The sequence below is a fragment of the Mycobacterium sp. IDUB_9 genome (assembly GCF_055419505.1).
This window is the reverse complement of sequence record NZ_JBVAXU010000001.1, coordinates 425836-451355: the sequence shown is the minus strand read 5'-3', so window position 1 is coordinate 451355 and position 25520 is coordinate 425836. Positions and strand designations below refer to the sequence as shown.

The following is a 25520-nucleotide window of genomic DNA, read 5'->3' as shown; positions in this document are numbered from 1 at the left end:
TTGTTGTGAATACGCACAACGCGATCGCTGAACTCGACGCCAAGCACGGCATTGTCATCGACGGGCAGGCCCGCGGGGCCGCCACCACGTTCGACGTACACGACCCGGCCACGGGTCTGACCATCGCCGAAGTGTCCGACGGCACCGTTTCCGATGCCCGCTCCGCAGTCGACGCCGCGCACCGGGCCTTCGGTGACTGGGCCCGGACCAGCCCGCGGCAACGCAGCGACATCCTGCGCCGGGTGTTCGACCTGATGGTCGCTGACACCGAGCGGCTGGCCGCGCTGATCTGCGCGGAGAACGGGAAATCGCAGGCCGACGCCCGTGCCGAGGTGGGCTATGCGGCCGAGTTCTTCCGCTGGTTCTCCGAGGAGGCGGTGCGGACCGACGGCGCCTACGGCATCAGCCCCGCCGGCGGCACCCGCACGCTGGTGACCCACAAGCCGGTGGGGGTCGCCGCACTGGTGACACCGTGGAATTTCCCGGCCGCGATGGCAACCCGCAAGATCGCCCCGGCATTGGCCGCGGGCTGCACCGTGGTCCTCAAACCGGCGGCCGAGACACCCCTGACCGCACTGGCGATCGCCGGAATCCTGTCAGCCGCAGGTGTTCCCGACGGCGTGGTCAACATGGTTCCCACCACCGATGCGGCCTCCGTGGTCGAGGCCTGGCTGGGCGACGCGCGGGTCCGCAAGGTGTCCTTCACCGGTTCGACCGGCGTCGGGCGGGTACTGCTCAAGCAGGCCGCCGACCGGATCGTCAACGCGAGCATGGAACTCGGCGGCAACGCCCCGTTCGTCGTGACTGCCGACGCCGACGTCGAAGCGGCCGTCGCGGGCGCGATGGTGGCCAAGTTCCGCGGCGGCGGTCAGGCCTGCACCGCGGCCAACCGGTTCTACGTGCACGCGTCGGTGGCGGACGAATTCATCGCCGGCTTCGGTGCTGAGGTGGCGGCGCTGCGGGTGGGCCCCGCGTCGGATCCGGCATCGCAGATCGGCCCCCTGGTCAGCGAGCGCGCTGCCCAGCGGGTGGCGGCCGCAATCGATGCCGCGGTGGCCGGCGGCGCCATGATCACCGCGCAGGCCCAGGCGCCCTCCGAGGGCTGGTTCGTCGCCCCCACGCTGTTGACGGGAGTTGCCCCGGACGCCGCGATCCTCGCCGACGAGATCTTCGGACCTGTTGCCCCGGTAGTGGTGTGGGAAGACGAGGCGGATCTTCTGCGTTGGGCCAACGACACCGAATATGGTTTGGCCGCATACGTTTACGCCGGACGGCTGCAGGATGCGGTACGGCTTGCCGAATCCTTCGACGCCGGCATGGTCGGCATCAACCGGGGCGTCGTGTCCGACCCGTCGACCCCGTTCGGCGGGATGAAGCAGAGCGGTCTCGGTCGCGAAGGCGCGCGTGTCGGGCTTGAGGAGTTTCAGGAGACGCAGTACTTCAGCGTCGCCTTTGACTGAGCGGCCGACTCAGAACGGTGCCGAATGCTGCATCAGGCTCAACATCAGCACGACCATGCACAACAGTGAACTGAACATGATCAGCCCCATGACGAGGACCACGAACCACGACACACAGCGCTGCTTGCCGCGTGCCAACTTCGCGATCCGCTCGTCCTTCATGAGTTCGTCTGCTACGAAGGCGAACTCGACATGTTCCAGTTCAGTCTCGGCGGCAGGGGCACCGGAGGAGATTTCGCGAAGGCGGGCCGCGGCGATGCCCACGCCCACCCCGGCGAACCGGCGGCTCAGCTGACGCGCCTGTCTGCGGGTGAGACGGTGGTCGAGCGCAGGCACCGAATGGGGCCACTGTGCCCATCCGCCGTGCGCGTTCGACGGGGTCGTCATAACTCGTTGATTCTACGAGCGTGCCCGGTTCTCAGGAAGCATTCGTGGGTGACTTGTTCACGTGCGCAAGTACTTTCTTCAACCGATGACACGGTGCACGTCCTCCGTCACGTCGCCGCCCTCCTGGGCGATCCACGGCCCTTCGATCGACGGGTCGATGATCCCGTCCTCCAGCCAGGTGTACCGGCTGCCCAGCACGTCATGCGCCAGCGTCCGGTCAGAATCGTCGCTGTTGTCCCAGAGTTCGGTGAACAGCCGCTCGGCCCGCACCCGGGATTGGCGGCAGAACGCGTCGGCGAGCTCGACCGCGGAGTCCGGTGCGTCGCTGCTGGCCCGGACGCAGGCCGCGGTCATCGCGAACAATTCCGCGCCGATGTCGACGATCCGGCCAAGGAAGCGCTGCTTGTGCTCCAGCTTGCCCTGCCATCGGGACATCGCATAGAAGGTGCTGCGGGCGAGCTTGCGGCTGGCCCGCTCGACATAGCGCAGGTGTTCGCCGAGCGCTCCGAATTCGGTGAATGAGGTTGGTAGTTGGCCTTTCCCGGTGACCAGGGTGGGTAGCCAGCGGGCATAGAATTTACCGGCCTGTGCCGCCGCTTTCGCCTTGTGCTTGAGGTCGGCGTCGGGGTCGATGATGTCGCCGGCCACCGAGAGGTGGGCGTCGACGGCCTCGCGGGCCAGCATCAGATGCATGATCTCGGTGGAACCTTCGAAGATGCGGTTGATCCGCATGTCGCGCAGGATCTGCTCGACCGGCACGCCACGCTCACCGCGGGCTGCCAGCGATTCGGCCGTCTCGAAGCCACGCCCGCCACGAATCTGCACCAGCTCGTCGGCGATCAACCACGTCATCTCCGACCCGTACAACTTGGCCAGGGCAGCCTCGATCCGGATATCGGTCCGCCCGGCGTCGGCGAGCTCACTGGCGAGCTCGACCATCGACTCGATTCCGTAGGCCGTCGCGGCGATGAACGCCACCTTGCCGGCCACCGCGTCGTGCTCACCGACCGGCCGACCCCACTGCACGCGTTCCTTCGACCATTCCCTGGCGATCTTCAGACACCACTTCGCCGTCCCGGTACACACCGCCGGCAGCGAGAGCCGTCCCACGTTGAGGGTGGTCAGCGCGATCTTGAGGCCTTCACCTTCGCGACCGATGCGGTTGGCGGCCGGCACCCGTACGTCGGTCAGCTTGGTCAGGCCGTTCTCGATGCCGCGCAGTCCCATGAATGCGTTGCGATTGGTGACGACGATGCCGGGCGTATCCGCTTCGACGACGAACGCGGTGATGCCACCCTTGTGCCCCTCGCTTGCCGGCACCTGGGCCATCACCACGAGCAGGTCGGCGATGACGCCATTGGTGGTCCACAGCTTGACCCCGTTGAGCAGGTAGTCGTCACCGTCGGGGGTGGCGGTGGCGTGCAGTCTGGCCGGGTCGCTGCCGACATCGGGTTCGGTGAGCAGGAATGCGCTGATTTCCCGCGCGCACCGAGGCAGCCAGGTCTGCTTCTGCTCGGCCGTCCCGAACATCGACACCGGCTGCGGGACTCCGATCGACTGGTGTGCCGAAAGCAGCGCCCCCAGCGCGGGATGGACCGAGCCGACCAGGGCGAGTGCCTTGTTGTAATAGACCTGGGACAAGCCGAGCCCGTCGTACTCGGTCGAGATTTTCATGCCGAACGCGCCGAGTTCCTTCAACCCACGGATCACCTTGTCGGGGATCTGCGCGTCGCGTTCGATGACCGCGGCGTCGATCTGCGTCTCGCAGAACTGCCGCAGCTTGGCCAGGAATGCCTCACCCCGCTGCGTCGTCTCGGCCGGACCGCGTGGATGTGGGTGGACCAGATCCAGCCGCAATCTCCCGAGGAAGAGCTCTTTGCCGAAACTGGGTTGGCGCCACTGGGCTTCACGCGCCTGCTCGGCGACCTGCCTGGCCTGTCGTTCGTTGACTTCTCCGGTAGCGGTCATCGCCGGCCTCCATACATCCGTCCGCCGGTGGCATACCCGCGCCAAATTTCGCCGAAACGGCATTCCGGCAGGGCTGCTCTCGAACTTCTTCAGCCGGAATGCCGTTTCGGCGGGGCCCCGATCCGGGCGGCGGTCTCTCGCTACACTTACCGTAAGTGCAACGGTTAGGAGCCGCGTTGATCAAGGTCATGCAGGGCGTGCGAGTACTTGAGGTCGCTCAGTTCACGTTCGTCCCGGCGGCGGGCGCCATCCTCGCCGATTGGGGTGCCGACGTCATCAAGGTGGAACATCCCGTGCGCGGCGACACGCAGCGCGGCTTCATCAACATGGGTGGGCACCAACTCGACCCGAACCGGCATCCGCTCATCGAGCACCCCAACCGTGGCAAGCGAAGCGTCGGTATCGACGTCTCGACCCCCGGCGGGCAGGAGGTGCTGTACGAGATCGCCAAGACGGCCGATGTCTTCCTGACCAATTACCTTCCCGCCCAACGGCAGAAGAACAAGTTCGATGTCGAGCACATCCGTGCGGTGAACCCCGACATCATCTATGCCCGCGGAAGCGCATACGGCGACAAAGGTTCCGAGCGTGATACCGGTGGCTTCGACGGCACCGCCTTCTGGACCCGCAGCGGCGTCGGGCACGCCCTCACCCCAGAAGCGATCAATGGTGCTCTGTCCCAGGGTATCCCGGCCTTCGGCGATTCGATCGGCGGGATGAACATCGCCGGAGGCATTTCCGCGGCCCTGTTCCACCGTGAGCGGACCGGGGAAACCGCCGAGATCGACGTGTCGCTGCTGAGCACGGCGTGGTGGGCGGCCGGCGCCAGCGTCACCCAGGGCATGGAGACCGGGGAGACCATGCGCTCGTTGATGCCGGACGACGCCACCTCGGTGAATCCGTTCATGGCCAACTACCGGACGTCCGACGGCGGGACCATCAACCTGTGCATCGTCAGCCCGACCGGCTACATCCGCGACGCCTTCGAACACCTCGGTCTGCCCGAGCTCGCCGATGACCCGCGCTTCTCCGACGTGCTGCCGCTGATCGAGAACGCCTCGGAAGGTGTCAAACTCATCGCCCAGGCGATCGGAAGTAAGCCGTTCGAATACTGGCGCCAACACCTCAAGACCATGAAGGGTCAGTGGGCGCCGTTCCAGAGCCTGACCGACCTCGCCAGTGATGACCAGGCCGTCGCCAATGACATGATCGTCGAGGTCGAGGCCACCGACGGCGGCAAGCCGTTCAAGGTGGTGCGGGGGCCGGTGCAGTTCAACCACGAACCGCTGGAGACCACCCGGGCACCTCAGGCCTCCGAGCACACCGAGCTCGTGCTGATGGAGCTCGGTATCGATTGGGACCGGATCGAAGAACTCAAGGACTCCGGCGCGATCGCCTGACTCGCTGAGTCCGGGGCCCGCTCTGCCCGGACGCCGGTTTCCACGCCAGGGCTGTTCACCGACCGCGGTCACAACCCCTGGGTGGAAAACGGTGCATGTCGGCGAAATCGGTGCACGCCGGCGCGATCGCCTGAGTTAGTTGCAACCGCCGGCGTGGACCCACCGGCCGTTGTAGCCGATGCAGCCGCTGACGTTCGAACCCGGTGGGGGCGGCGGCGGTGGCACGTCCTCCGGAAGCGGGGCGTAGTAGGCCGGCGGCGGAACGTATGGCGCGACGGCGTCGGCGACGTTGACGCACCCGCCGACCGAGATCCGGCGTCCGGCGCTGGCGCACACGTCGGCGCTGGCCGTCCCGGCCGGGGCGGCCAGGACGATGGCGCCGGGCAGCGCGGTGAAGGCGAGTGCGACCGTGGCCGCGCGGAGCCATGATGATCGAGGCGTTGGGTTCTTCATCATTGTCCTAAGGGCTGATCGGGTGGCTTGATCCCGCAACGGGCGCGGAAGTCGGTCAGCGGTTGACGGATCCCGACCAGGTCAGCGTGTGCCTGGGGGTTGCCGTCGAAGAAGGTTCGGGTGGCGTCCGGCACTTCTTCCTGTGGGCGGCCGTGCAGATTTGTGTAGAAATCGTTCACGTCCGGATGGGCCCACAAATAGGTGGAAGTTGCGGCGGCGACCCCGGAGGCGATGCCGGCGAGATCGGCGGCCGTGCAATCGGGTGGGCGCGGTGGCGGCTCGGCGGCCGCTGTCACGGGGCTGAACAGACCCACGACAACCCCGACGGCACCGGCGGCGAAAGCCGGCACCATTCCGTAGCGCGCGGTGGTCAGAGTGCGGGACACAGCGGGACTCCTTCCCGAGGCGGGCAGGTGCCGATTGCATCGCCCGGCGGGCCGAACTTTAGCAGGTGAAACAGGGTGTGTGCGACGAATCGTTCGCTCGGCAAGGACGTGGCTCGCCGTGACGTGTCAGCATTTGCAGGAGCGGGTGAGGACACTTTGCCCGGCGCAGCCGAGTCGGTGAGAATCGATCCCCGGGATGAGAGCTACTCTTACTGCGAGTGCAACCCGTTCACCGTGCAGCGCACCAAGATTCGATTCGAGAACAACTTCTCGGCCACGCCCGGCCGGACCGCTCGACATCACATAGACCCTGACAGAACGAAGCGGCTGCCGGACCAGGTCCGGCAGCCGCTTCGAAAGATGTCTTGTGTGCGTTGGGCTTAGATGTGCACCACCCGGTGACGATGGCGAAGCAGGCGGGACAACCAGCGGACATCGATCAACATTGCGTTGGCCTTTCTCTCAGGCGCTCTTGGTAAGCAGGGGCAGCAACCGGCGGCGTGCCGTGTTGCCTTCGGCGAAGTGATGCAGGGCTTCTGGCACCGACGAGCTGAGCGGGACGCCCACCTCCTGGCGGCGGATCTCAGCGGTGACCGGCTGGCTGGCGACTACCGCCCAGTCCACGCCCAGTGCACCGCACCGTTCATCGATATCGTAGAAAAGCGAGATCGCGTGCGGTGCAAAGCTGTTCACGCCACTCAGATCGAGCGCCAACGGCTTCTCCGCAAGGATGAACCGATTCACATATGACGCGATCTGATCGATGTTGTTGCTGTCGACGTCTCCCTTGATGGTCACCACTGTCGCCAGTTGGCGGCACTGCGCGCGCATCGATGCGCCCTCGCAGATGACTGCCGAGTTCCCGTACCGAAAGTGTCGATCCATTGCCGGGGTGTTGTTCGTGAAAGTCATGATCAGCCTCCCGCCGTCTTTCTTGAGCTCGGGCTGAGCTCCGTCGCGTCAACCTGTCCATGACGCTATGCGGGCAAAATAAGGCTGCTGGGAGCCAGCGTTAATACTTTGCTAAGAACCCTCCGAGGCTTACTCGTCAGTAAGGTTCACACGACCAGCACGTCGAGCGTTCGGGGCCCGTGGACTCCTTCTACCCGCTGTAGTTCGATGTCGCTGGTGGCGCTGGGGCCGGAGATGAACGTCAGTGGCCGCGTCGGCGTCAGCTCGGCAAATGCCTGCGGCACGGTATCGAGGATCTGATCGACCCGGACCACGCAGATGTGATGGTCGGGCACCAGGGTCAGCGCACGCCGCCCCTGTCCGGGCCCCGCATCCAGCACGATCGTGCCCGTCGCGGCGATCCCCAGCGCACACCCGGTCAGCACCGCATCGGCTCTGTCGAGTTGCTCGACACGCAGCGCCGGCATGTCGGTGACCGTTGTCAGCCCGGTCGCCCACTCGGGCGGCAGATCGGCCGGGATGACGACGGTGGCCTCCGGCCCGACCAGACCGAGGACGGTCGACGCGATCTCGTCAACCCCGATGCGATGGACCCGCGCCCGGTACTCGGCGACTGTCTCGGCGAACCGCTCGACGTCGCCGGCGCCGGTCAGCGGCTCACGGTGGTAGTCCCTGGGCACCGCGACCGCGGGCGGGGGTGCGGAGGCCAGGGCGCCGCGGATCCGGCCGAGAACCGTGGCCCGAGCCGCGTCGGGGGTCGGGCCGGTCACCCTCGGCCGCCCTCGTGGGTGCGGCTCCACCACTGCCGGAACGTCTCGGCGGGCGGCTCGGGAATGTCGCGGCTGGCCGTCCACTTGGACGCGGGCCAGGGCAGCGCGGAGATGCGGTGATCGCGCCCGGCGATCAGCCGCCCGGCACCCAGAGCCTTTTCAGCCAGCGCGAACCGGCCCGCGCCGGACATCGCCCAGCCCGCGGCCTTCATCGCCAGATCCTGTCCGGACGGAAGGGCCCCTCTTTCTTTGTCCACCTGCTGCGCGCGCAGGTGCACCAGGATCAACGGGATGTCGATGCGCACCGGGCAGGCCTCGAAGCACGCTCCGCACAGCGAGGAGGCGAACGGCAGGCTGGCGTTGGGATCGTCGTGACCGGTGGTGCCGGTGAGCTGAGGGCTCAGGATCGCCCCGATCGGGCCCGGGTAGACCGAACCGTAGGCATGCCCGCCCGTGCGTTCATAGACCGGACAGACGTTCAGGCAGGCGCTGCAGCGAATGCAGTGCAACGCGGCGCGACCCACCTCATCGGCCAGCACCCGGGTGCGGCCGTTGTCGAGGAGGATCAGGTGGAATTCCTGGGGCCCGTCGCCGGGGTGCACACCGGTCCACATCGAGGTGTACGGATTCATCCGTTCTGCCGTCGACGACCGCGGCAGCAACTGCATGAAGACTTCGAGATCGGTGAACGACGGGACGATCTTCTCGATACCCATCACCGTGATCAGCGTCTGCGGCAACGTCAGGCACATCCGGCCGTTGCCTTCGGATTCCACCACGGCCAGCGTGCCCGTCTCGGCGACACCGAAGTTCGCCCCGCTGATCGCGACCTTCGCGGTGAGGAATTTGCGCCGCAGATGGGCCCTGGCCGCCATGGCCAGTACCCGGGGGTCGTCGGTGAGCTCGCCCGCGTCGGGCATCTCCCGGTTGAAGATCTCGCGGATCTCGGCCCGGTTGCGGTGGATGGCCGGCACCAGGATGTGGCTCGGTTTGTCGTGGCCGAGTTGCACGATGAGCTCGGCCAGGTCGGTTTCGAACGCGGCGATACCCTGGGCTTCCAGATATTCGTTGAGACCGATTTCCTGGGTGGCCATCGACTTGACCTTGACCACTTCGTCGGAGCCGGTGGCGCGGATGAGCTCGGCGACAATGCGATTGGCCTCATCGCCGTCGCGGGCCCAGTGCACCACGCCGCCTCGCCGGCTGACGTTGTCCTCGAACTGCTCGAGCAACTCGGGAAGGCGCGCCATGACGTCCTGTTTGAGGGCACTGCCCGCGGCACGCAACTGCTCCCAGTCGTCGCATTCGGCCACGGCGGCCAGCCGTTTGGTCCGGATGGTGTGGGTGGCGTGGCCGATGTTGCGACGCAGTTGGGAATCGGCCAGCGCGGTGCGGGCAGCTTTCGGGAAGGCTTCGTCGCCCCTCAGGTTGCCGACGCCGGGGGTGCCCAGGAATGTGGTCATGTGGCCGCCAGGATCTCGGCCAGGTGCACGGTGCGCACGCCGGAACGCAGCCGGCTCAGCCCGCCGCCGATGTGCATCAGGCACGACGAGTCCCCGGCACTGCAGACCTCGGCCCCGGTCGCTGCGATGTGGGCCATCTTGTCGGCCAGCATCGCGGTGGACGTATCGGAGTTCTTGATCGCGAAGGTTCCGCCGAATCCGCAACAGGATTCGGCATCCGGCAGCTCCACCAGTGTCAGGCCTCGCACGTTGCGCAGCAGCCGCAGCGGCTTGTCGCCCACCCAGAGCATGCGCAGTGAGTGGCAGGTCGGGTGATAGGTGACGCGGTGCGGATAGTAGGCACCGACGTCGTCGACACCGAGGACGTCGACCAGGAATTCAGACAACTCATAGGTCTTTTCGGCCAGTCTCTCGGCGCGCGTGGCCAGGTCCTCGTCGCCGGCCCGGCGGGCCACCATCGCGTGTTGGTGGCGGGCCGAACCGACGCACGAGCCCGAGGGCGCCACCACCGCGTCGCAGTTCGCGGATTCGAAGGCCTTGACGTGGTTGCGGACCAGCGCCGTGGCTTCTTTGAGATAGCCGGTATTGACATGCATTTGGCCGCAACAGGTTTGGCCTTTGGGAAACTCCACCTGGTGGCCGAGGCGCTCGAGCAGCTGAACCGTGGCAATCGCCGCGGGTGGGAACATCGCATCCGCCAGGCAGGTCGCGAACAGGGCGATTCGCATACGCACTCCTAAGTGTTTCCGCCGCGCTGCCACTGTGCGCCGCGATAGTGCTCCCACGGGCTGTAATCGGCGATCAGCTCTTCCTGCGGCGGGCGGTCGGCCTCCGGCACGTGCAGCAGGTTGATCCGCACCCGGTACCAGATCGAACTCGGGCCGCGCATGCCGTCGAGCAGGATGTCGACGGGCTCCAGTCGCGCAGCCACCGCGGGGTACCGCTCACGCCACACATCCAGCGCCGCCATGGCCTCGTCCTTGGTCTTGGCGCGGGCGATCTCGATCAGCGGCATGCTCGACTGTCTGCGCCCGTCGTGGGAAGCGCCCTTGGGCGCCTTCTCGGCCGGGCCGAGTTCTTTGGCGAGCCCGAGCAGCGCGTCCAATTCGCCGACCGCGAGATCCATGCCCTCCCACGGGTCGCCGATCTCGGCGAACCGATCGGGCACCGTGGCGATCGTGAATGCCTCGGGCCGGCAATCGTCGACCTCGTCCCAGCGCAGCGGGGTCGACACCCGGGCATCGGGGGTGGCCCGCACGGAATAGGCCGAGGCCACCGTGCGGTCCTTGGCGTTCTGGTTGAAGTCGACGAAGACCCGGGTCCCCCGTTCTTCTTTCCACCAGCGCGCGGTCGCAATGTCCGGTGCCCTGAGCTCTACCGCCCGAGCCACCGTCTCGGCCGCCAGCCGCACCTTGGTGAACGGCCACTTCGGCTGGATGCGCGCATAGATGTGGAAGCCACGCGAGCCCGACGTCTTGGGCCACGCGGTCAGGCCGTGCTCTTCCAGGACCTCGCGGGCGACGTGGGCGACATCGACGATCTGCGACCAGCCGACCCCGGGCATCGGATCCAGGTCGACGCGGAGCTCATCGGGATGGTCGAGATCCTCGGCCCGCACCGGATGCGGGTTGAAATCGACGCATCCCAGGTTCACCGCCCACGCCAGGCCCGCGACATCGCGCAGGACCGCTTCCTTGGCCGACGTGCCCGACCGGTACTTGAGCTCGGCGACGTCGACATAATCCGGCCGCTTCTCCGGCGCCCGCTTCTGGAAGATGGCTTCGGTGGCGATGCCTTTGACGAACCGCTTGAGGATCATCGGGCGTTCGTAAACCCCGCGCAGCGCACCGTCGGCCACTGATCGGTAGTAGTTGATCAGGTCCAGCTTGGTGACGTGCGCGTCAGGGAAAACCACCTTGTCGGGGTTGCTGACGGCCACTTCGAGGCCATCGATCTCCAGCGACATTGCACCGGCCATGACCACATGGTAGTTACCGCCCGCAGTGCGATAGATGTCACTTATTGTTGCGACATGCCAAGTCTGTCTGATCTGCCGGCGAACCTGACCGCGAAGGCCAAGCAGTACGCGGAGCGAGGCGCGGCCGAATTGCACTACGCGCGCAAGATGTTCGAGGCGGGCGCGCTGCGGCTGGAGTCACCACAACATATCGCGGCCATGCTGAACGACATCCGGACCTGGGGTGAGATCGGGATGATCCCGGCACTCAACGCGCGCCGGCATCCCAACCGTGTCGCCGTCATCGACGACGAAGGTGAGTTGACGTTCGGTGAGCTCGACGCTGCGGCGCACGCAGTGGCCAACGAATTGCTCACGATGGGCGTGCGGGGCGGCGATGGAGTGGCCATCCTGGCCCGCAACCACCGGTGGTTCCTGATCTCCCAATACGGTGCGGCGCGCGTCGGAGCCCGGATCATCATGCTCAACTCCGAGTTCTCGGGACCGCAGATCAAGGAGGTTTCCGAGCGCGAAGGCGCGAAAGTGATCATCTACGACGACGAGTACACCGCCGCGGTCGCCCACGCCGAACCCGAACTGGGCAAGCTCCGGGCCCTGGGGGTCAACCCGGACAGTACTGGATTGTCGGGCAGCACCGACGAGACCCTGGCCGACGTCATCGCGCGCAGCAATGGCAAGCCCGCACCCAAGGCCACCAAACATCCCGCGATCATCATCCTGACCAGCGGCACCACCGGAACTCCCAAGGGTGCCAACCGTGCCGCCCCACCGTCGCTCGCGCCGATCGGGGGAGTGCTGTCGCACGTCCCGTTCAAAGGCGGTGAGGTGACCGCACTGCCCGCGCCCATGTTCCACGCGCTCGGGTTTCTGCACGCCACCGTCGCGATGATGCTGGGCTCGACCCTGGTGCTCCGTCGCCGGTTCAAGCCGGCCACCGTGTTCGAAGACGTCGAGAAACACGGGGTCACCGGGATGGTGGTGGTGCCGGTGATGCTGTCGCGGATGCTCGACCATCTCGAGCAGATGAAGCCCAAACCCAATCTGTCGTCGTTGCGGATCGTGTTCGTCTCCGGATCCCAGCTTGGCGCTGAACTGGCGTCCCGCGCACTCAAAGAACTCGGGCCGGTCATCTACAACCTCTACGGATCGACCGAGATCGCCTTCGCGAGCATCGCGCGTCCCAAGGATCTGTCGATCAATCCGTCGACGGTCGGGCCGGTGGTCAAGGGCATCACCGTCAAGATCATCGACGACAATGGCAAGGAGCTCCCGGCCGGCCAGGTGGGCCGCATCTTCGTGCGAAACACCTTCCCGTTCAAGGGATATACCGGCGGTGGGGGTAAGGAGATCATCGACGGCATGCTGTCGTCGGGCGATGTCGGATATTTCGACGAGCACGGCCTGCTCTACGTCAGCGGGCGAGACGACGAGATGATCGTCTCCGGCGGGGAGAACGTCTTCCCGGCCGAGGTCGAGGATCTGATCAGCGGGCACCCCGACGTCATCGAGGCCACCGCGCTCGGTGTAGAGGACAAGGAGTGGGGTGCCCGGCTCAAGGCCTACGTGGTGAAGGCCGAGGGCGCCAGCATCGACGAGGACACGATCAAGACCTACGTCAAGGAGCATCTGGCGCGGTACAAGGTGCCGCGTGAGGTGGTGTTCCTCGACGAGTTGCCGCGCAACCCAACCGGCAAGATTCTCAAGCGCGAGCTCCGCAACCTGGAATAGTTCGCTCCGAACGGTGGTAGTACAACCTTGTGAACATCGACCTCAGCGGAAAGACCGCGCTCGTCACGGGCTCGACACAAGGCATCGGGCTGGCCATCGCCGATCAACTGGCCCGCAGCGGTGCCCGGGTCGCCGTCAACGGCCGCACGTCGGCCCGCGTCGATGAAGCTGTCTCGAAGTTGGGCGAGTTCGACGTAATAGGTGTTGCCGCCGACGTCTCCACCGAGGAGGGAACAGCCGACCTGCTGCGTCAGCTGCCCGAGGTCGACATCCTGGTGAACAACCTGGGTATCTTCGGGGCGGTGCCGCCGTTGGAGATCACCGACGCGCAGTGGCGCACCTACTTCGACGTGAATGTCCTTGCCTCGGTGCGGCTTATCCGCAGCTACCTGCCCGGGATGACCGAGCGAGGCTGGGGCCGGGCGATCCAGATCGCCAGTGACTCCGCCATTGTCACGCCGGCGGAGATGATCCACTACGGCGTCTCGAAGACGGCACTGCTCGCGGTATCGCGCGGTTTCGCCAAGGAAGCCGCGGGTACCGGCGTGACCGTGAACTCGGTGATCGCCGGGCCGACGCACACGGCCGGCGTGGAGGACTTCGTCTACCAACTCGTCGACAAGTCCTTGCCGTGGGACGAGGCGCAGCGCGAATTCATGATCAAGCACCGGCCGCAGTCATTGATCCAGCGCCTGATCGAGCCCGAAGAGATCGCAAACATGGTGGCTTACTTGGCCTCTCCGCTCGCCTCGGCCACCACCGGCGGGGCGTTGCGGGTCGACGGCGGTTACGTCGACTCGATTTTGCCGTAATCCCCAGTCGGGCAACCACCGGCGGGGCCCCGAGATCGAACGTATTCTGCGGTCATGGGGCGGAGTGCGTCGGGAAAGATCGCTGTCATCACCGGTGGTGCGTCAGGTATCGGTGCGGCGCTGGCGGCCAGGCTGGCCGGCGAAGGCGCTGAGGTCTGGATCGCCGACCGGCAGACCGACGCTGCGCAGGAGCTCGCCGGCCGCCTCAATGCGGGGGGTGGAACAGCACACGCGATCGAGCTCGACGTGCGCGACTACACGTCGTTCGAACGCGCGGCCGCCAGGATTGTCGAGCAGTCGGGCCGCATCGACTATCTGTTCAACAATGCGGGCATCGGGGTCGGGGGCGAAGTCGACTCGTACACGCTCGATGACTGGAACGACGTCTTCGATGTGAACCTGCGCGGTGTGGTGCACGGCATCCAGGCGGTCTATCCGATCATGATCAGGCAGCACAGCGGGCATATCGTGAACACGGCGTCGATGGCAGGCCTGATGACCGGCGCTGGGCAGGCGAGCTACTCCGCCACCAAACATGCAGTCGTTGCCATCTCGCGGACCCTGCGAGTCGAAGCCGACCGCCACAACGTGCGGGTTTCGGCGCTCTGCCCGGGTGTGATCCGCACGCCGATCCTCACCGGCGGCAAGTTCGGGCGGCTCAAGGCCCCTGGCGTCAGAGATGAAGAGTTCATCAAGAAGGTATGGGAACCGTTGCGGCCCATGGATCCTCACGTGTTCGCCGAACGGGTGGTGCGGGCCGTGTTGCGCAATGACGCGATCATCATCGTGCCTGCGTGGTGGAAGGCGTTCTGGTACCTGGAGCGGCTGTCGCCACGGTTGTCCTTACGCCTGGCGAAAACGGCGCTCGACCGGAGTCGCGTTGTGGAAGCCGCACTCAGCGAGGGTGCGTCAGGAGAGTAGTGCCGAGCCCGGCACCGCCAGGCACATCAACGACAATGCCAGCAGGAACCAGCCTGCGCCCTGCCAGATGGGCCAGGTGCCCTCGGCTCGCCACACCTGGTAGGTCCGGATGAATGCCCCGACCCCTCCGACGAACATGATCGTCGGAACCAGCGTTGCCGAGAGCACGGAATGGTCAAAGGCGTAGAAGATCATGGCGACTGCGGCGACAGCGACCACGGCCAGCACGTAACCCACGGCCGATCGGAACATCTCCGGATCGTGCCAACGCTTTTCTACGTCGTCCTCGTCGCTGCCCATGGTGCGCGCTCAGATCGTCACGGCGGACCGTTGACGTACCAGCCCAGACAGCCCGGCCTGCCGCGGCACGCGATGATGGCGCCGGCATCGGGAGCGGACCCGCGGACTCGCGGCGGTCTTGGCTGCAGGTTGCAGTTCACCACATACGGGTTCCACGGAATGACGCCGTTCACACATGGTTCCGCCTGGATCTCGGCGGGCCCCGGGGACATCTGCCACGACACGGCGGTCGGCGCGAGGACGACAGACAGCGCCGCTGCACCCAACAGCACTGGGCGCAGAATGCGAAGTCGTGACGTGCTCATCGTCGAATTTCAACCGTTTCTGGTGGTCGCCTATTTCGACGGTACGCCTGCGGTGGCGAACGGGCAGGTCGCTTTGTCGCCGGTTTCCGGGGCCGGCCGGCGGAACTGCCTAGGACCAAGCGGCCCAGTCGGCCTTCCGGATCATGCAGTGCACTCCCTTGACCGCGTCCACCACTTGGCTCACCTCGAAATCGCCGGCCGCCGAGAGGTACGCGAAGGCGACATCGCGCGGCACGTTCAGCCGAGTGTTGAGAAACGTGACGGCATTTCGGACCGCAATGCGCATGGCCTCGTTGAGGTCGGCGTCCATGCCGGTCGGGATCCAGTGCGTCGCGGTTTCCACCACCGGATTTGCGATTGCGCCTACCGCTGCCCGCGCGTCGTCGGACTTCAGAACGGACAGTCGCATGGTGGCCCGCAGCGGTGCTTCGAGCGCCGTCAGCGCGACTTCGCCGTTTCCTTGTGCGAAATGCGGGTCGCCCGTGAAAAAGCCGGCTCCGTCGACCTGCACAGGCAGATACAGGGTCGAACCCGCCACAACATGTTTGATGTCGATGTTGCCGCCGTGGTCCCCGGGAGGTACCGATGGCACCGGTTCCTCGGTTGCCCGGGCGACGCCCATGATGCCGAGGAACGGGTCGATCGGGAATCGCACGGTGCGGCCGGTGCAGCTGCCCGCCGACAGCATGCCGTAGGGCATCCCTTGATGCTTCTCGACCCAGCTGAAATGACTGATCGTGCCCATCGAGACGATCTGGTCGACCGCACGCACCGGCTCGGAGTCGGGAAACTCGGGGAACTCGCCGGCGAGTGCGCCGTAACCGTGCCTGCTGCTGATGAAGCCGTAGGGAACACGCATCGCGAGGTCGAGAATCTCGACCTTGAGTACGTCGCCGGGGCGCGCCTCGCCGACATGGATCGGCCCCGTGACGATGTGCGGCCCACAGGTGTCGTCATGGGCGAGGGGACTCGCCGCGATGTCGATGACGTCCTTGAGGACGTTATGGATGCCGAACTGCGCGAAGTACGAAACAGGGTCTCGCCCTTGGTCTTCGAGGATCCCCTCATGGCTCACGGTGTCGATCGTCACCGTCTCGCCAGAAGCCACCGAGAGCACGGGCTTTGTCCTCGCGTTGGGAAGCCATCCCCACAGCACGTCGTCGGGGTGTGATTGCAGGTAGTGCTCGCCACCGATGTGGCCTTCGCCTGGATGAAGAGTCGGGAAGATCATCATGCCTCCATGGGTGCGGGGATGGGGTTGGACTGGGGCCGGGAAAGTCCGACGATGAGATCGATCTCGACGGCCGCTCCCACCGCAAGACCGGTGACCCCGACACAGGTACGGCTGGGCAGCGGGCCGGCGAACCACTTGACGTATTCGACGTTGAACACGTCGAAGTCGTCGAAGTCGGTGAGATAGACGCGCACCATCAGGGCGTCGTCGAGCGTGGCGTCGAACTGGGCGAGTACTGCCGAAAGATTGGCCATGACTTGATTCGCCTGCTCGGCCACGTCGCCGGCGATGAGTCTGCCGGTCCCGGGATCGGTGGGCATCTGGCCGGTCACGTACAGGGTGTCTCCCCACCGTGTTGCGTGGGCGAACGGACCGACCTGCGGCGGAATGCCTTCGACGGCAGTGAAACTGAAGGTCTGTTTGGCGATCATGCGATTCCCTCGCAGGCTCGGGTCTCACATATCGGTTGCTGATTCGCTCCGCAAGCGTGGCTCATGCGTCCGCCAGCTGCATCGCGTTGACGAATCGGGCGGTGACCGGGTTCTGCGGCCGGGTGATCACCTGCTCGGCGGTGCCCTCTTCTACGACTACTCCGCCCGCCATGAAGACGACCCGGTCGGCGACCTCAAGAGCGAACCGCAACTGGTGCGTCGCGATGATCATCGTGAGGCCGTGGTGGTGGGCCAGCCCGCGGATGACGCTGAGGACCTCCGCGACAAGTTCGGGATCGAGCGCGCTTGTCGGTTCATCGAGCAGCAGGACCCTGGGACGGGCGGCGAGGGCGCGCGCGATCCCGACCCGCTGTTGCTGCCCGCCGGACAGCCGGTGCGGGAGAACATCGGCTTTGTCCGCCAGCCCTACCTGCGACAGCAGCAGGTCAGCACGCTCGGCAGCTTCCTCTGGAGGCAGGCGCTGGATCCAGCGCAGCGGCGCCGCGATGTTCTCCTTCACCGTCATGTGTTTGAACAGATTGAAGTGCTGGAAGACCATGCCGATTCCGGCGGCGATCCGGGCGCGCGCGATCTGTCTTTCGGGAAGCGGGGTACCGGACTCGCTGTAGCCGAGGGCCTGCCCGGCGACGCGAACAGTTCCGGTGTCGACCGACTCGAGGTGGTTGATCGTGCGCAGCAGGGTGCTCTTCCCGGATCCGCTCGGCCCCAGCAGCGCAATGACTTCGCCCTGGCGCACCGACATGCTGATGCCGTTGAGCACGCGGTTTTCGCCATACGCCTTGTGCAGGTCGCGGACTTCGAGAATGGTCTCCCCGATGTCCTGACGCTTGGCAGCGGCCGAGGGCGCGACCGCGGGCTTCGTCGGCGGAGTCGGTGTGCTCGTCCTTCGCCGGAACCCCAGCCGTGACAGCAGGGACTTGTGATCGCGGTCGAGGTTGAGTGTGTCCTCGAGAATCAGCTGGACGACGCTGAGGACGGCGGTGAGCGTGAGGTACATGACGGCCGTCGCGAAGTAGATCGAGAAGTAGTCGAAGGTGGCCGAGGCGAGTTGTTGGGTGCGAAGGGTGAGCTCGGGCACAGCGATAACCGACGCCAGCGCACTGTTCTTCATGGTGGAGATGAACTCGTTGCCCAGGGCGGGGATCATCGATCGGAATGCCTGAGGGGCGATCACGCGCCGCATGAGCTTGCGGGGTTCGAGGCCGAGAGCTCGACCGGCGAGTGACTGTCCCGGGTCGACACCCTTGATTCCCGAGCGCAGGATCTCGGAGATGAAGACCGCTTCGTTCATCGCGAGGGCGACCGAGCCGGCGACCAAGGGCGGCAGGGTGATTCCGATGTGGGGTAGCGCGGTGAAGACGAACACCAACTGCAGGATCAGCGGCGTGCCACGATAGATGACGACGTAGGTACGGCCGATCGCGGTGAGCGCGCGAGACCTTGTAAGTTGCAGTGCGGCAAGGAGAGCGCCGAGCACGATACCGCCGCCAAAGCCGTACAGCGTGAGTTGGAGGGTGAACAACATGCCGTCGAGCAGCCAGGGCAGCGTCAGGTAGTGCAGGAATTGGTCCATGAGCTCACCTCACTTCTGTCATTTGCGTTGGGTCGCTGTGATGTTGAGTGGCGATATCAACCGACGCTGAGGATCGTCGGTTCGGCGACCGCGTTCTCCGTCAGCTTCCATTTGGCGGCCAGCTTGTCCTGCAGCCCGCTCGACTGCACTTCGGTGAGGGCGGCCTGGATGGCATCGCGGAACTCGTGCTTGCCCTGTGGCACCCCGATACCGATCGTGTAGTCGAGCATGACGGTCTCGGCGGAGTCGAGCTTGTCCGGATGGGCCGCAACGAATCCGTTGACCGTGTTGACGTCGTTCATGTACGCGTCGGCGCGGCCGGCGAGGACCGCTTGCGTGCAGTCGGCGCTCGAGTCGAACAGGCTGACGGCCGGCTCCTTGAGGCCGGCTGCCGCGCAGTCGGGTCCGATTGCCTCGACGAGCGGCACTTCGACGTATCCCTTGTTGAGCCCGACTGTGAGACCGCACAGCGAGGTGTCGATCCCGGTGATCTTCTTCGGGTTGCCCTTGGCCACCAGTATGCCGTCGAATACCTTTGAGTAGCTGATGAAGTCGACTCCGCCGGCAGCGCGCTCCTTCGTCGCGTAGAGGTTGGAGAGGATCCAGTCGGCCTGGCCACTGGCGACCGTCGGGATGAGTTCGGAGAACCCGACGGGGATGTAGTCGTTGTCGAAGCCCAGGCAGGCGCCGAGCGCATTCCCGAGGTCGATATCGAAACCGTGGTATTCGCTGGGGTTTTCCGGATTCACCGTCTCATACCCGGGCGTGTAGGGGTTGATCGCATTGGTGAGGGTCTTGCCGTTGAGATCCGGATTCTTGGCCCGCAGGTCAGTGCATGCCGCGGATGATGCCAGATCGCTGTATTCACTGGATTTTTCGGTGGTGGCCGCCTCGGTCGAGGAGGAACAACCGGCGAGTGCGACACCGACGGCCACGGCGAGAAGTGCAGTGCAACGCGAGCGATTCATGGCAGGTCCTATTCACTGACGCGGAAGGGGAGCGGGGCGGTCATGGCCGGATGGTCCGGCCAACTGGCATTGAAATTAGGTGGCCGCCAAAGGAGCAGCACGCCGGGAACGCGTCTCGTAACACGAGTAACAAAGAGTTATCTCGACGGAAACGGCCAGCGTCGTTTTTTGGACTGCTTGGCCCGACCATCGGACCTATGTTGGGATCTGAACAGGGAGGCAGAAACCGTGTTGAACGCACCTGCAGGCGGGGCGATCCCGCCGTTGATCCAGCGGCCGCAAAGTGTATCGGTCGCGCTGGCAGCACATTTCGAGCGTCTCATCGCGACCGGCGAGATCTCACACGGGACGCGACTCCCGTCGGAACGTGAGCTCGCGGCGGCGATGTCAGTATCGCGGTCCTCGCTTCGCGAGGCGATGCACGAACTCGAATCGAAGCGTCTCGTCTCGCGCGTCCGGGGCCGCGGAACCATCGTGTTGGCGCCGACGGCGAGCGTCGACGAGCTACTGGCGATAGCCGGCGGCGGCACAGAGCAAGAGCATGCCGCCGAATTGCGTTCTGTCATCGAGCCCTCGATCGCAGAACTCGCGGCACACCGGGCTACGTCGGCGAACCTGCTGCAGCTTCGCGACGTACTCGACAAGTCACACGAGAACCTTCTGCAGGCTGAGTCACTTCGCCTCGACGTCGAGTTTCACCTGTTGCTCGCGCAGGCCGCGCAGAACCCACTTCTGACCGCACTGCAGACCTTGGCCAGCGAGTGGACCGGTGAGGTGCGTAAGCACTCGCATTCCACGAGGCACGGGCGCTGCGCGTCGGTACGTGGTCACCAGGAGATCTTCGATGCGGTTCGGACTCACGACCGTCTCGCCGCGCGTCGGGCCATGGAAGACCACCTGCGCGACGTACGCGAACTCGTCGCCAAAGCAACGCGCTCATGAGCCGCCTCGGGCCTACGGATCGCGCGGCAGGCCCAGCAGGCGTTCGGCGATGATGTTGAGCTGGACCTCGGTGGTACCGCCGTAGATCGTGGTGGCGCGGCTGGCCAGCAGATACTCGGCCCAGCGGCCGAATTCCTGCTCGGGGTCGGCGACGGCGCCATCGGTGCCGAAGGAGGCCACTGCGAACTCCGCGTAGCCCTGGCCGGTCTTCATCGACAGCAGTTTGGAGATCGCGGCGGCGGGCATGGCATCGCCGCCGGCCAGCGTCAGCAGGGTGGAACGTAGGTTGAGCACCCTGGCCGCGTGCCCCTCCGCGATCAGTTGGCCCGCACGATTCTGGTCGATCTGGTCGAATTGGCCCGCACCCAGGAACGCCACGAACTGCTCGAGGTTGGCCAAAAACGGCGGCTCGCTGCTGCCGATCGACACCCGCTCGTTGGTCAGGGTGTTGCGGCTGACTTCCCAGCCGCGGTTGACCTCGCCGAGCACCATGTCGTCGGGCACGAACACGTCGTCGATGAACACGGTGTTGAACATCGCGTTGCCGGTCAGCTCGCGCAGCGGCTTCACCTCGACGCCCGGAGCCTTCATGTCCAGCAGGAAGTACGTGATGCCCTGGTGCTTTGGCGCGCTGGAGTCGGTGCGCGCCAAGAGCGCGCCCCACGCCGAGTACTGAGCGCCCGTCGTCCAGATCTTCTGCCCGGTGATCCGCCAACCACCGTCGACCTTGGTGGCCTTGGTGGTCAGGCTGGCCAGGTCCGAACCCGCACCTGGCTCGGAAAACAGCTGGCACCAGATCATCTCGCCGCGGAACGTCGGTGGCAGGAACCGCTGCTGCTGCTCATCGGTGCCGAACGCCACGATGGACGGGATGATCCAGGAGGCGATGCCCATCTGCGGGCGCCGCACGCGGCCGCTGCCGAATTCCTGGGCGATGATGATCTGCTCGATCGGCTCGGACGCGCGGCCCCACGGCTTGGGCAGGTGGGGCTGTACCCAGCCGCCCTCGGCGATCGCGGTGTTGCGTTCGGCGCCGCTCGGAATCGCTTTCAATCCAGCAACTTCCGCGCGGATCTCGTCGCGCAGTTTCTCGGTGTCGGGGTCGAGGTCGATGTCGACCGGCCGCATGCCGGTCGCGGTCGCGGTATCGACCACCAGCTGCGGGTAGTCCGAGGCCCGGCCGAAGCAGGCCGCCAGGACGAGCGCGCGACGGTAGTACACGTTGGTGTCGTGTTCCCAGGTGAATCCGATACCGCCGTGCACCTGGATGCAGTCCTGGGCGGTGTGTTGCGCGGCAGCAGGTGCCAGCGTGGCGGCCACAGCCGCAGCGAACTCGAAATGGGTTGTCGCCGAGGGGTCTTCCTGGGCGTCGTCCAACGCCCGGGCGGCGTCCCAGACTGCGGCGGTAGCCCGCTCGGTGTCAGCGATCATCCCGGCGCACTTGTGCTTGATCGCCTGGAACTGGCCGATCGGCCTGCCGAACTGTTCGCGGATCTTCGCGTACGCGGTGGCCGTGTCGGTGGCCCAGCGCGCGACACCGATCGCCTCGGCCGAGAGCAGTGTGGTGATCAGTGCCCTGGCGTGGGCGCGGCTCAGGTCGGCCAGCACCCGGTCGGCTTCGACCTCGACCGCGTTGGCCCGCACATGGGCCAGCGGGCGCAATGGATCGACGCTGCGCACCGGCTCGATCTCGAGCTGGGCGGCGTCCAGCACCACCCATTGGACACCGGACTCGATCGCGACCGGGAGCACCAGGATCGATGCCTGCGCCGCCGCGGGCACCGCTCGAGCCTCACCGCGGATGACCAGTCCGTCACCGTGGCGGGTCGCGGTCAGGCCGGAGTCGATGGCGTATGCGGCAATGGTCTCGCCCGAGGCCAGGCCCCCGAGGATCTCGGCCTCGGGGTTGGCGGCCGAGATCAGTGCGCCGGCGATCGCCGACGGGACGAAGGGCCCGGGGACCGCGCCGTAGCCGAACTCGGCCAGCGTCACGGCCAGCTCCAGGATGCCGAAGCCTTGCCCGCCAACGGATTCCGAAAGGTGGACACCCTGCAGCCCCTGCTCGGCCGCGGCCTTCCAGTACGGCGGAGGGTTCGGGACCGGAGTCTCGAGTGCCTCGTGCAGCACCTCCGAGGGCGCCACCCGTGCCACCAGGGATCGGACCGAATCGGCCAGGTCGCTGTGCTCAGATGTGATCGCGATGGGCATGCAGTTCCTCCATCCGGGGCATATCCCTATTAACCGGTCGGTTGGGCCGAGGGTACCCCGGCGTGACGCGCGCCACTCCGGCGGCCTATCGCACTCCGTTAACTACGTGGGCCAACGGTTCGCCATCGCGAATGCGCCGGCAGTTGTCCACCGCCATGGTCAGATACCGCCGCATGGTGTCGGCCGTGTACCAGGTGACGTGCGGCGTCAGCACCACATTGGGTAGTTCCAGCAGAGGGTTGCCCGGCGGTACCGGCTCCTCGGCAAACACATCCAACCCGGCCGCGGCCAGCTGCCCGGACCGCAGCGCTTCCACCATGGCCGGCTCGTCGATGATCGGTCCGCGCGCGGTGTTGACGACGACCGCACCGGGCTTCATCGATGACAGGGCTTTCTGGTCGAGCAGGCCCCGGGTGGCATCGGTCAGCGGGAGATGAAGCGAGACGATATCGCTGGCGGCCAACAGGTCCGGCAGACTGCGCCACCGCGGATGACCGGTGTCGCGGGTGCTGGTGTGCAGTACCTGTGACGGCTCGGCGCCCATGGCGACGACGATTTTCTCGACCCGCTTGGCGACGTTGCCGTAGCCGAGCAGGCCCACCGTGCACCCGCTGATGTCGCGGACGGTCTCGCCCAGGCTGTGATCCGACGGCCAACCTTTGCCGTCCCGGGTGGCGCGGTCGAGTTCGGGCAATCGGCGCAGCGCAGCCAGCATCAGCAGCACGGTGCCCTCGGCCACCGAAGGGGCATTGGCGCCGGGCATGTTGGCCACCAGGATGCCCAGCTGACTGGCGGTGTCGACGTCGATGGTGTTCACCCCGGCGCCCATCTTGTGCACCAGCCGCAGCCGCAGGCCGCGCTGCAGATCGTCACCGGAGACCGGCCGCAACACGTGCCAGAGCACCTCGGCGTCGGGAAGCTCGCGGTAGAACGCAGCGTCGTCATCCTCGGCGCAGAACCTTACGTCGAGCCAGTCCTTATGGGGCGCAATAAAATCCAGCACATTGTCGCCCGGGGTGAAGTGGGCGAGGACCCGGATCGGGCCGGGGTTCACCGCCACCGTTTCGCGATCCATTCGGCGATGGTATCGGCCTGCTGGTCGCGGGCGCCGGAAGTGGTGAAGTAGTGGTCGGTGTCGATCGAGCACTGCGCCTTGTCCGTGCTCGCCAGCGCGTCGTGGATGCGTTGGGCGTCGGACGGGTACACGCCGGTGTCCTGCCCGGCGTTGATCACCAGTGCCGGGCAGGTGATCCGGGCCAGGTGCGGCTCGGCCCGGGTCTGGGCGTGGCGCAGGCTCCACATCCCGATCCAGTTCCGCACGGTGGTGGCCGCGGCGATTCCCCGGGCCGACCGGTTGGCCTTGATCGGTACCCCGGCATAACAGAGGTTGGCCTGCCTGTTGGTCGGCTCGACGGTCGGGTCGACCATCCTCGGGTCGGCCCAGGTGCGCATGACGGTGAACGGGCGATCCGAATATCCGGCCGCCTGAACCCTTTTGAGTTCGCTCTCGGCCCAGTCGGTGATCTTCTCGTTGCGCGCGATCTGCGCCGCGCGGTACCGGGCCACGAATTCGGCCGATAGAGGTGCCGCGTTGCGCTCGTCGAACAGGTCCAGTTCCGGGTCGGCGGCAACAGCGTCGTTCTCGTCGACGACGGAGGCGTCCATCCAGGCGGTCAGCACGTCCGGCCGACCCGGGTGGGCCGCGCTCGCCACGTACCCGTCGGCGGGCAACAGTTCGGTCGCCCCCGGCGCCGGCCGCATGCCTTCCAGTGGCTGCACGTTCGGCTCGACGGCTTGGGACTGGTAGGCCGCCATCAGTGATCCGCCCCCGGAGTTGCCGAGCAGCACAACGGTTTCGAGTCCCTGGACCTCGCGCAACCAGCGCACTCCGACGCCGATGTCGACCAAGGCATGGTCGAGCAGGAAGCTGCTCTCGAAACCGCGGAAACGGGTGTTCCAGCCGAGGAAGCCGATACCCCGGGTGGCCAGGTAGTCGGCGATGTAGTGCTCGGAGAAGTCGATCTGGTAGTGCGTGGCGATCACCGCGACCGTGGGTTTGCGTCCCGCGCCGCGGTAGTAGAGGCCCTGGCACGGGTATCCACCCGCGCCGGCGCGCTGAGCCGTGGGGGATTCCAGCCCGATGAACTCGCGGACCACCTCCGGTGACGCTGTACTCATGAACGCGGGCTCTCCTCGTGGTAGATGGTCCGGTAGAACACGTTGGCAAGGGTGGTGACGCAGGCGGCGTCGTCGGCGACGGCGTCGCGGCCGCCGGACAGTTGGACGTAGCAGAACTGGTTGAGCATCGACACCAACGCGACGGCGGTGAGGTGGGCGTCGTCGTCGGGGCAGAATCCCTGCTGCTGAGCATGTTTGATCATCTCGGTGATCATGGCGATCGGTAGCTGGCAGATCTCGTCCCAGTATTCGGCGAAGTCGTCGTCGATCATGGCCATCTGGGACACGCTGATGATCTCCGCCAGGCGGTGCCGGTAGGTCATCCAGTGTGCGGAGGCCGCCTGCCGGCAGCGTTCCCGGTTGGTCAGGTTGGGTCCGGTCGCCGGAAGTGCGCGTTCGCGGGCCTCGTTGCGGAAGCGCAGGGCCCATTCGCGGACCATGGCTTCTTTCGAGGCGTAATAGTTGTAGAACGACGCGGCCGATCGGCCTGCTTCGGAGGCGATGTCGGAGATCGTCGTGGCCAGGATGCCCTTGCGGGCGATCACCGCGCGAGCTGCGTTGTCGATCGCCGCCTGGGTTTGGCGGCCGCGGGCGGTCGGCAGCGGGGTACGGGGGCTGACGGTCACGGATTTCCTCACTCCCGGCGGGCCGGGAAATCTTGAACGGCCATTGATCACATCTGAATCTGATGTTAGATTCAGATTCGCAGCTGCGCCAGTCCT

Annotated in this window: 25 protein-coding genes and 1 pseudogene; 6 read left to right on the top strand and 20 right to left on the bottom strand. The window is 66.1% G+C overall.

Going from position 1 to position 25520, the window contains the following annotated elements:
• Positions 1-5: 5 nt before the first annotated feature.
• Positions 6-1460, top strand: a complete 1455-nt coding sequence (locus ACZY08_RS02270; RefSeq protein WP_463742990.1) for an NAD-dependent succinate-semialdehyde dehydrogenase — start codon at positions 6-8, stop codon at positions 1458-1460.
• Between the two features lie 9 nt (positions 1461-1469).
• Here ACZY08_RS02270 and ACZY08_RS02265 read toward each other — a convergent pair whose 3' ends face one another.
• Both ACZY08_RS02265 and ACZY08_RS02260 read right to left on the bottom strand, forming a co-directional pair.
• On the bottom strand, positions 1470-1847 hold the full coding sequence (locus tag ACZY08_RS02265) for a hypothetical protein (protein ID WP_463742989.1): 378 nt from the start codon (positions 1845-1847) through the stop codon (positions 1470-1472).
• Between the two features lie 78 nt (positions 1848-1925).
• Positions 1926-3815: an acyl-CoA dehydrogenase family protein gene (locus ACZY08_RS02260; protein ID WP_463742988.1), complete on the bottom strand. Its 1890-nt coding sequence runs from the start codon at positions 3813-3815 to the stop codon at positions 1926-1928.
• Between the two features lie 188 nt (positions 3816-4003).
• Here ACZY08_RS02260 and ACZY08_RS02255 point away from each other — a divergent pair, with 188 nt between their 5' ends.
• The gene (locus ACZY08_RS02255) at positions 4004-5215 is read left to right on the top strand and encodes a CaiB/BaiF CoA transferase family protein (RefSeq protein ID WP_463744110.1); all 1212 of its coding nucleotides are present in this window, start codon (positions 4004-4006) and stop codon (positions 5213-5215) included.
• A gap of 135 nt (positions 5216-5350) precedes the next feature.
• Here ACZY08_RS02255 and ACZY08_RS02250 read toward each other — a convergent pair whose 3' ends face one another.
• The 7 genes from ACZY08_RS02250 to ligD form a co-directional block, all read right to left on the bottom strand.
• Positions 5351-5668 carry a hypothetical protein gene (locus tag ACZY08_RS02250; protein ID WP_463742987.1) on the bottom strand — a complete coding sequence of 106 codons (318 nt, stop codon included), beginning with the start codon at positions 5666-5668 and terminating at the stop codon, positions 5351-5353.
• Positions 5668-6054: a heme-binding protein gene (locus ACZY08_RS02245; protein ID WP_463742986.1), complete on the bottom strand. Its 387-nt coding sequence runs from the start codon at positions 6052-6054 to the stop codon at positions 5668-5670. The genes ACZY08_RS02250 and ACZY08_RS02245 overlap by 1 nt, the downstream gene beginning before the upstream one ends.
• Before the next feature lie 462 nt (positions 6055-6516).
• The gene (locus tag ACZY08_RS02240) at positions 6517-6966 is read right to left on the bottom strand and encodes an STAS domain-containing protein (RefSeq protein ID WP_463742985.1); all 450 of its coding nucleotides are present in this window, start codon (positions 6964-6966) and stop codon (positions 6517-6519) included.
• Positions 6967-7112: 146 nt separating this feature from the next.
• The gene (locus ACZY08_RS02235; RefSeq protein WP_463742984.1) at positions 7113-7736 is read right to left on the bottom strand and encodes a LutC/YkgG family protein; all 624 of its coding nucleotides are present in this window, start codon (positions 7734-7736) and stop codon (positions 7113-7115) included.
• Positions 7733-9199, bottom strand: coding sequence for a LutB/LldF family L-lactate oxidation iron-sulfur protein (locus ACZY08_RS02230; protein WP_463742983.1), 1467 nt, complete (start codon positions 9197-9199; stop codon positions 7733-7735). Before ACZY08_RS02230 ends, ACZY08_RS02235 begins: the two co-directional genes overlap by 4 nt.
• Positions 9196-9927 carry a (Fe-S)-binding protein gene (locus tag ACZY08_RS02225; protein WP_463742982.1) on the bottom strand — a complete coding sequence of 244 codons (732 nt, stop codon included), beginning with the start codon at positions 9925-9927 and terminating at the stop codon, positions 9196-9198. Before ACZY08_RS02225 ends, ACZY08_RS02230 begins: the two co-directional genes overlap by 4 nt.
• An 8-nt stretch (positions 9928-9935) precedes the next feature.
• The gene (gene ligD, locus ACZY08_RS02220) at positions 9936-11177 is read right to left on the bottom strand and encodes a non-homologous end-joining DNA ligase (protein ID WP_463742981.1); all 1242 of its coding nucleotides are present in this window, start codon (positions 11175-11177) and stop codon (positions 9936-9938) included.
• Positions 11178-11231: 54 nt separating this feature from the next.
• Here ligD and fadD2 point away from each other — a divergent pair, with 54 nt between their 5' ends.
• The 3 genes from fadD2 to ACZY08_RS02205 are packed head-to-tail and all read left to right on the top strand — an operon-like array spanning position 11232 to position 14638.
• Positions 11232-12905 carry a long-chain-fatty-acid--CoA ligase FadD2 gene (gene fadD2, locus ACZY08_RS02215; RefSeq protein ID WP_463742980.1) on the top strand — a complete coding sequence of 558 codons (1674 nt, stop codon included), beginning with the start codon at positions 11232-11234 and terminating at the stop codon, positions 12903-12905.
• A 29-nt stretch (positions 12906-12934) separates the two neighbouring features.
• A complete protein-coding gene (locus ACZY08_RS02210; protein ID WP_463742979.1) occupies positions 12935-13717 on the top strand; it encodes an SDR family NAD(P)-dependent oxidoreductase in 783 nt (260 codons plus the stop codon).
• Positions 13718-13771: 54 nt separating this feature from the next.
• Entirely contained in the window at positions 13772-14638 is an 867-nt protein-coding gene (locus tag ACZY08_RS02205) for an SDR family NAD(P)-dependent oxidoreductase (protein WP_463742978.1), read from the top strand.
• Here the strand turns inward: ACZY08_RS02205 and ACZY08_RS02200 are convergent.
• The 7 genes and pseudogenes from ACZY08_RS02200 to ACZY08_RS02170 all read right to left on the bottom strand — a co-directional run bounded on the left by ACZY08_RS02200 (position 14627) and on the right by ACZY08_RS02170 (position 19470).
• Positions 14627-14938, bottom strand: coding sequence for a hypothetical protein (locus ACZY08_RS02200; protein ID WP_463742977.1), 312 nt, complete (start codon positions 14936-14938; stop codon positions 14627-14629). The genes ACZY08_RS02205 and ACZY08_RS02200 overlap by 12 nt on opposite strands.
• A gap of 17 nt (positions 14939-14955) precedes the next feature.
• Positions 14956-15243: a hypothetical protein gene (locus tag ACZY08_RS02195; RefSeq protein WP_463742976.1), complete on the bottom strand. Its 288-nt coding sequence runs from the start codon at positions 15241-15243 to the stop codon at positions 14956-14958.
• A 109-nt stretch (positions 15244-15352) separates the two neighbouring features.
• Positions 15353-16474 carry an acetamidase/formamidase family protein gene (locus ACZY08_RS02190; protein WP_463742975.1) on the bottom strand — a complete coding sequence of 374 codons (1122 nt, stop codon included), beginning with the start codon at positions 16472-16474 and terminating at the stop codon, positions 15353-15355.
• Positions 16474-16908, bottom strand: a complete 435-nt coding sequence (locus tag ACZY08_RS02185) for a RidA family protein (RefSeq protein WP_463742974.1) — start codon at positions 16906-16908, stop codon at positions 16474-16476. Before ACZY08_RS02185 ends, ACZY08_RS02190 begins: the two co-directional genes overlap by 1 nt.
• Before the next feature lie 61 nt (positions 16909-16969).
• A complete protein-coding gene (locus ACZY08_RS02180) occupies positions 16970-17734 on the bottom strand; it encodes an amino acid ABC transporter ATP-binding protein (RefSeq protein ID WP_463744109.1) in 765 nt (254 codons plus the stop codon).
• A gap of 150 nt (positions 17735-17884) precedes the next feature.
• Positions 17885-18502 (bottom strand): annotated as a pseudogene (locus tag ACZY08_RS02175) (amino acid ABC transporter permease); the annotation flags it as partial.
• 56 nt (positions 18503-18558) lie between these two features.
• Positions 18559-19470 carry an ABC transporter substrate-binding protein gene (locus tag ACZY08_RS02170; RefSeq protein ID WP_463742973.1) on the bottom strand — a complete coding sequence of 304 codons (912 nt, stop codon included), beginning with the start codon at positions 19468-19470 and terminating at the stop codon, positions 18559-18561.
• Positions 19471-19698: 228 nt separating this feature from the next.
• Here ACZY08_RS02170 and ACZY08_RS02165 point away from each other — a divergent pair, with 228 nt between their 5' ends.
• The gene (locus tag ACZY08_RS02165; protein WP_463742972.1) at positions 19699-20412 is read left to right on the top strand and encodes a FadR/GntR family transcriptional regulator; all 714 of its coding nucleotides are present in this window, start codon (positions 19699-19701) and stop codon (positions 20410-20412) included.
• Positions 20413-20424: 12 nt separating this feature from the next.
• Here ACZY08_RS02165 and ACZY08_RS02160 read toward each other — a convergent pair whose 3' ends face one another.
• From ACZY08_RS02160 to ACZY08_RS02145, 4 genes are all read right to left on the bottom strand, one after another.
• Positions 20425-22620, bottom strand: coding sequence for an acyl-CoA dehydrogenase (locus ACZY08_RS02160; protein WP_463742971.1), 2196 nt, complete (start codon positions 22618-22620; stop codon positions 20425-20427).
• Positions 22621-22705: 85 nt separating this feature from the next.
• A complete protein-coding gene (locus ACZY08_RS02155) occupies positions 22706-23695 on the bottom strand; it encodes a 2-hydroxyacid dehydrogenase (protein ID WP_463742970.1) in 990 nt (329 codons plus the stop codon).
• Positions 23671-24798: an alpha/beta hydrolase family protein gene (locus ACZY08_RS02150; protein WP_463742969.1), complete on the bottom strand. Its 1128-nt coding sequence runs from the start codon at positions 24796-24798 to the stop codon at positions 23671-23673. The genes ACZY08_RS02155 and ACZY08_RS02150 overlap by 25 nt, the downstream gene beginning before the upstream one ends.
• Positions 24795-25424 (bottom strand): TetR/AcrR family transcriptional regulator, encoded by a 630-nt coding sequence (locus tag ACZY08_RS02145; protein WP_463742968.1) that lies wholly within the window; start codon positions 25422-25424, stop codon positions 24795-24797. Before ACZY08_RS02145 ends, ACZY08_RS02150 begins: the two co-directional genes overlap by 4 nt.
• Positions 25425-25520 lie beyond the last annotated feature (96 nt).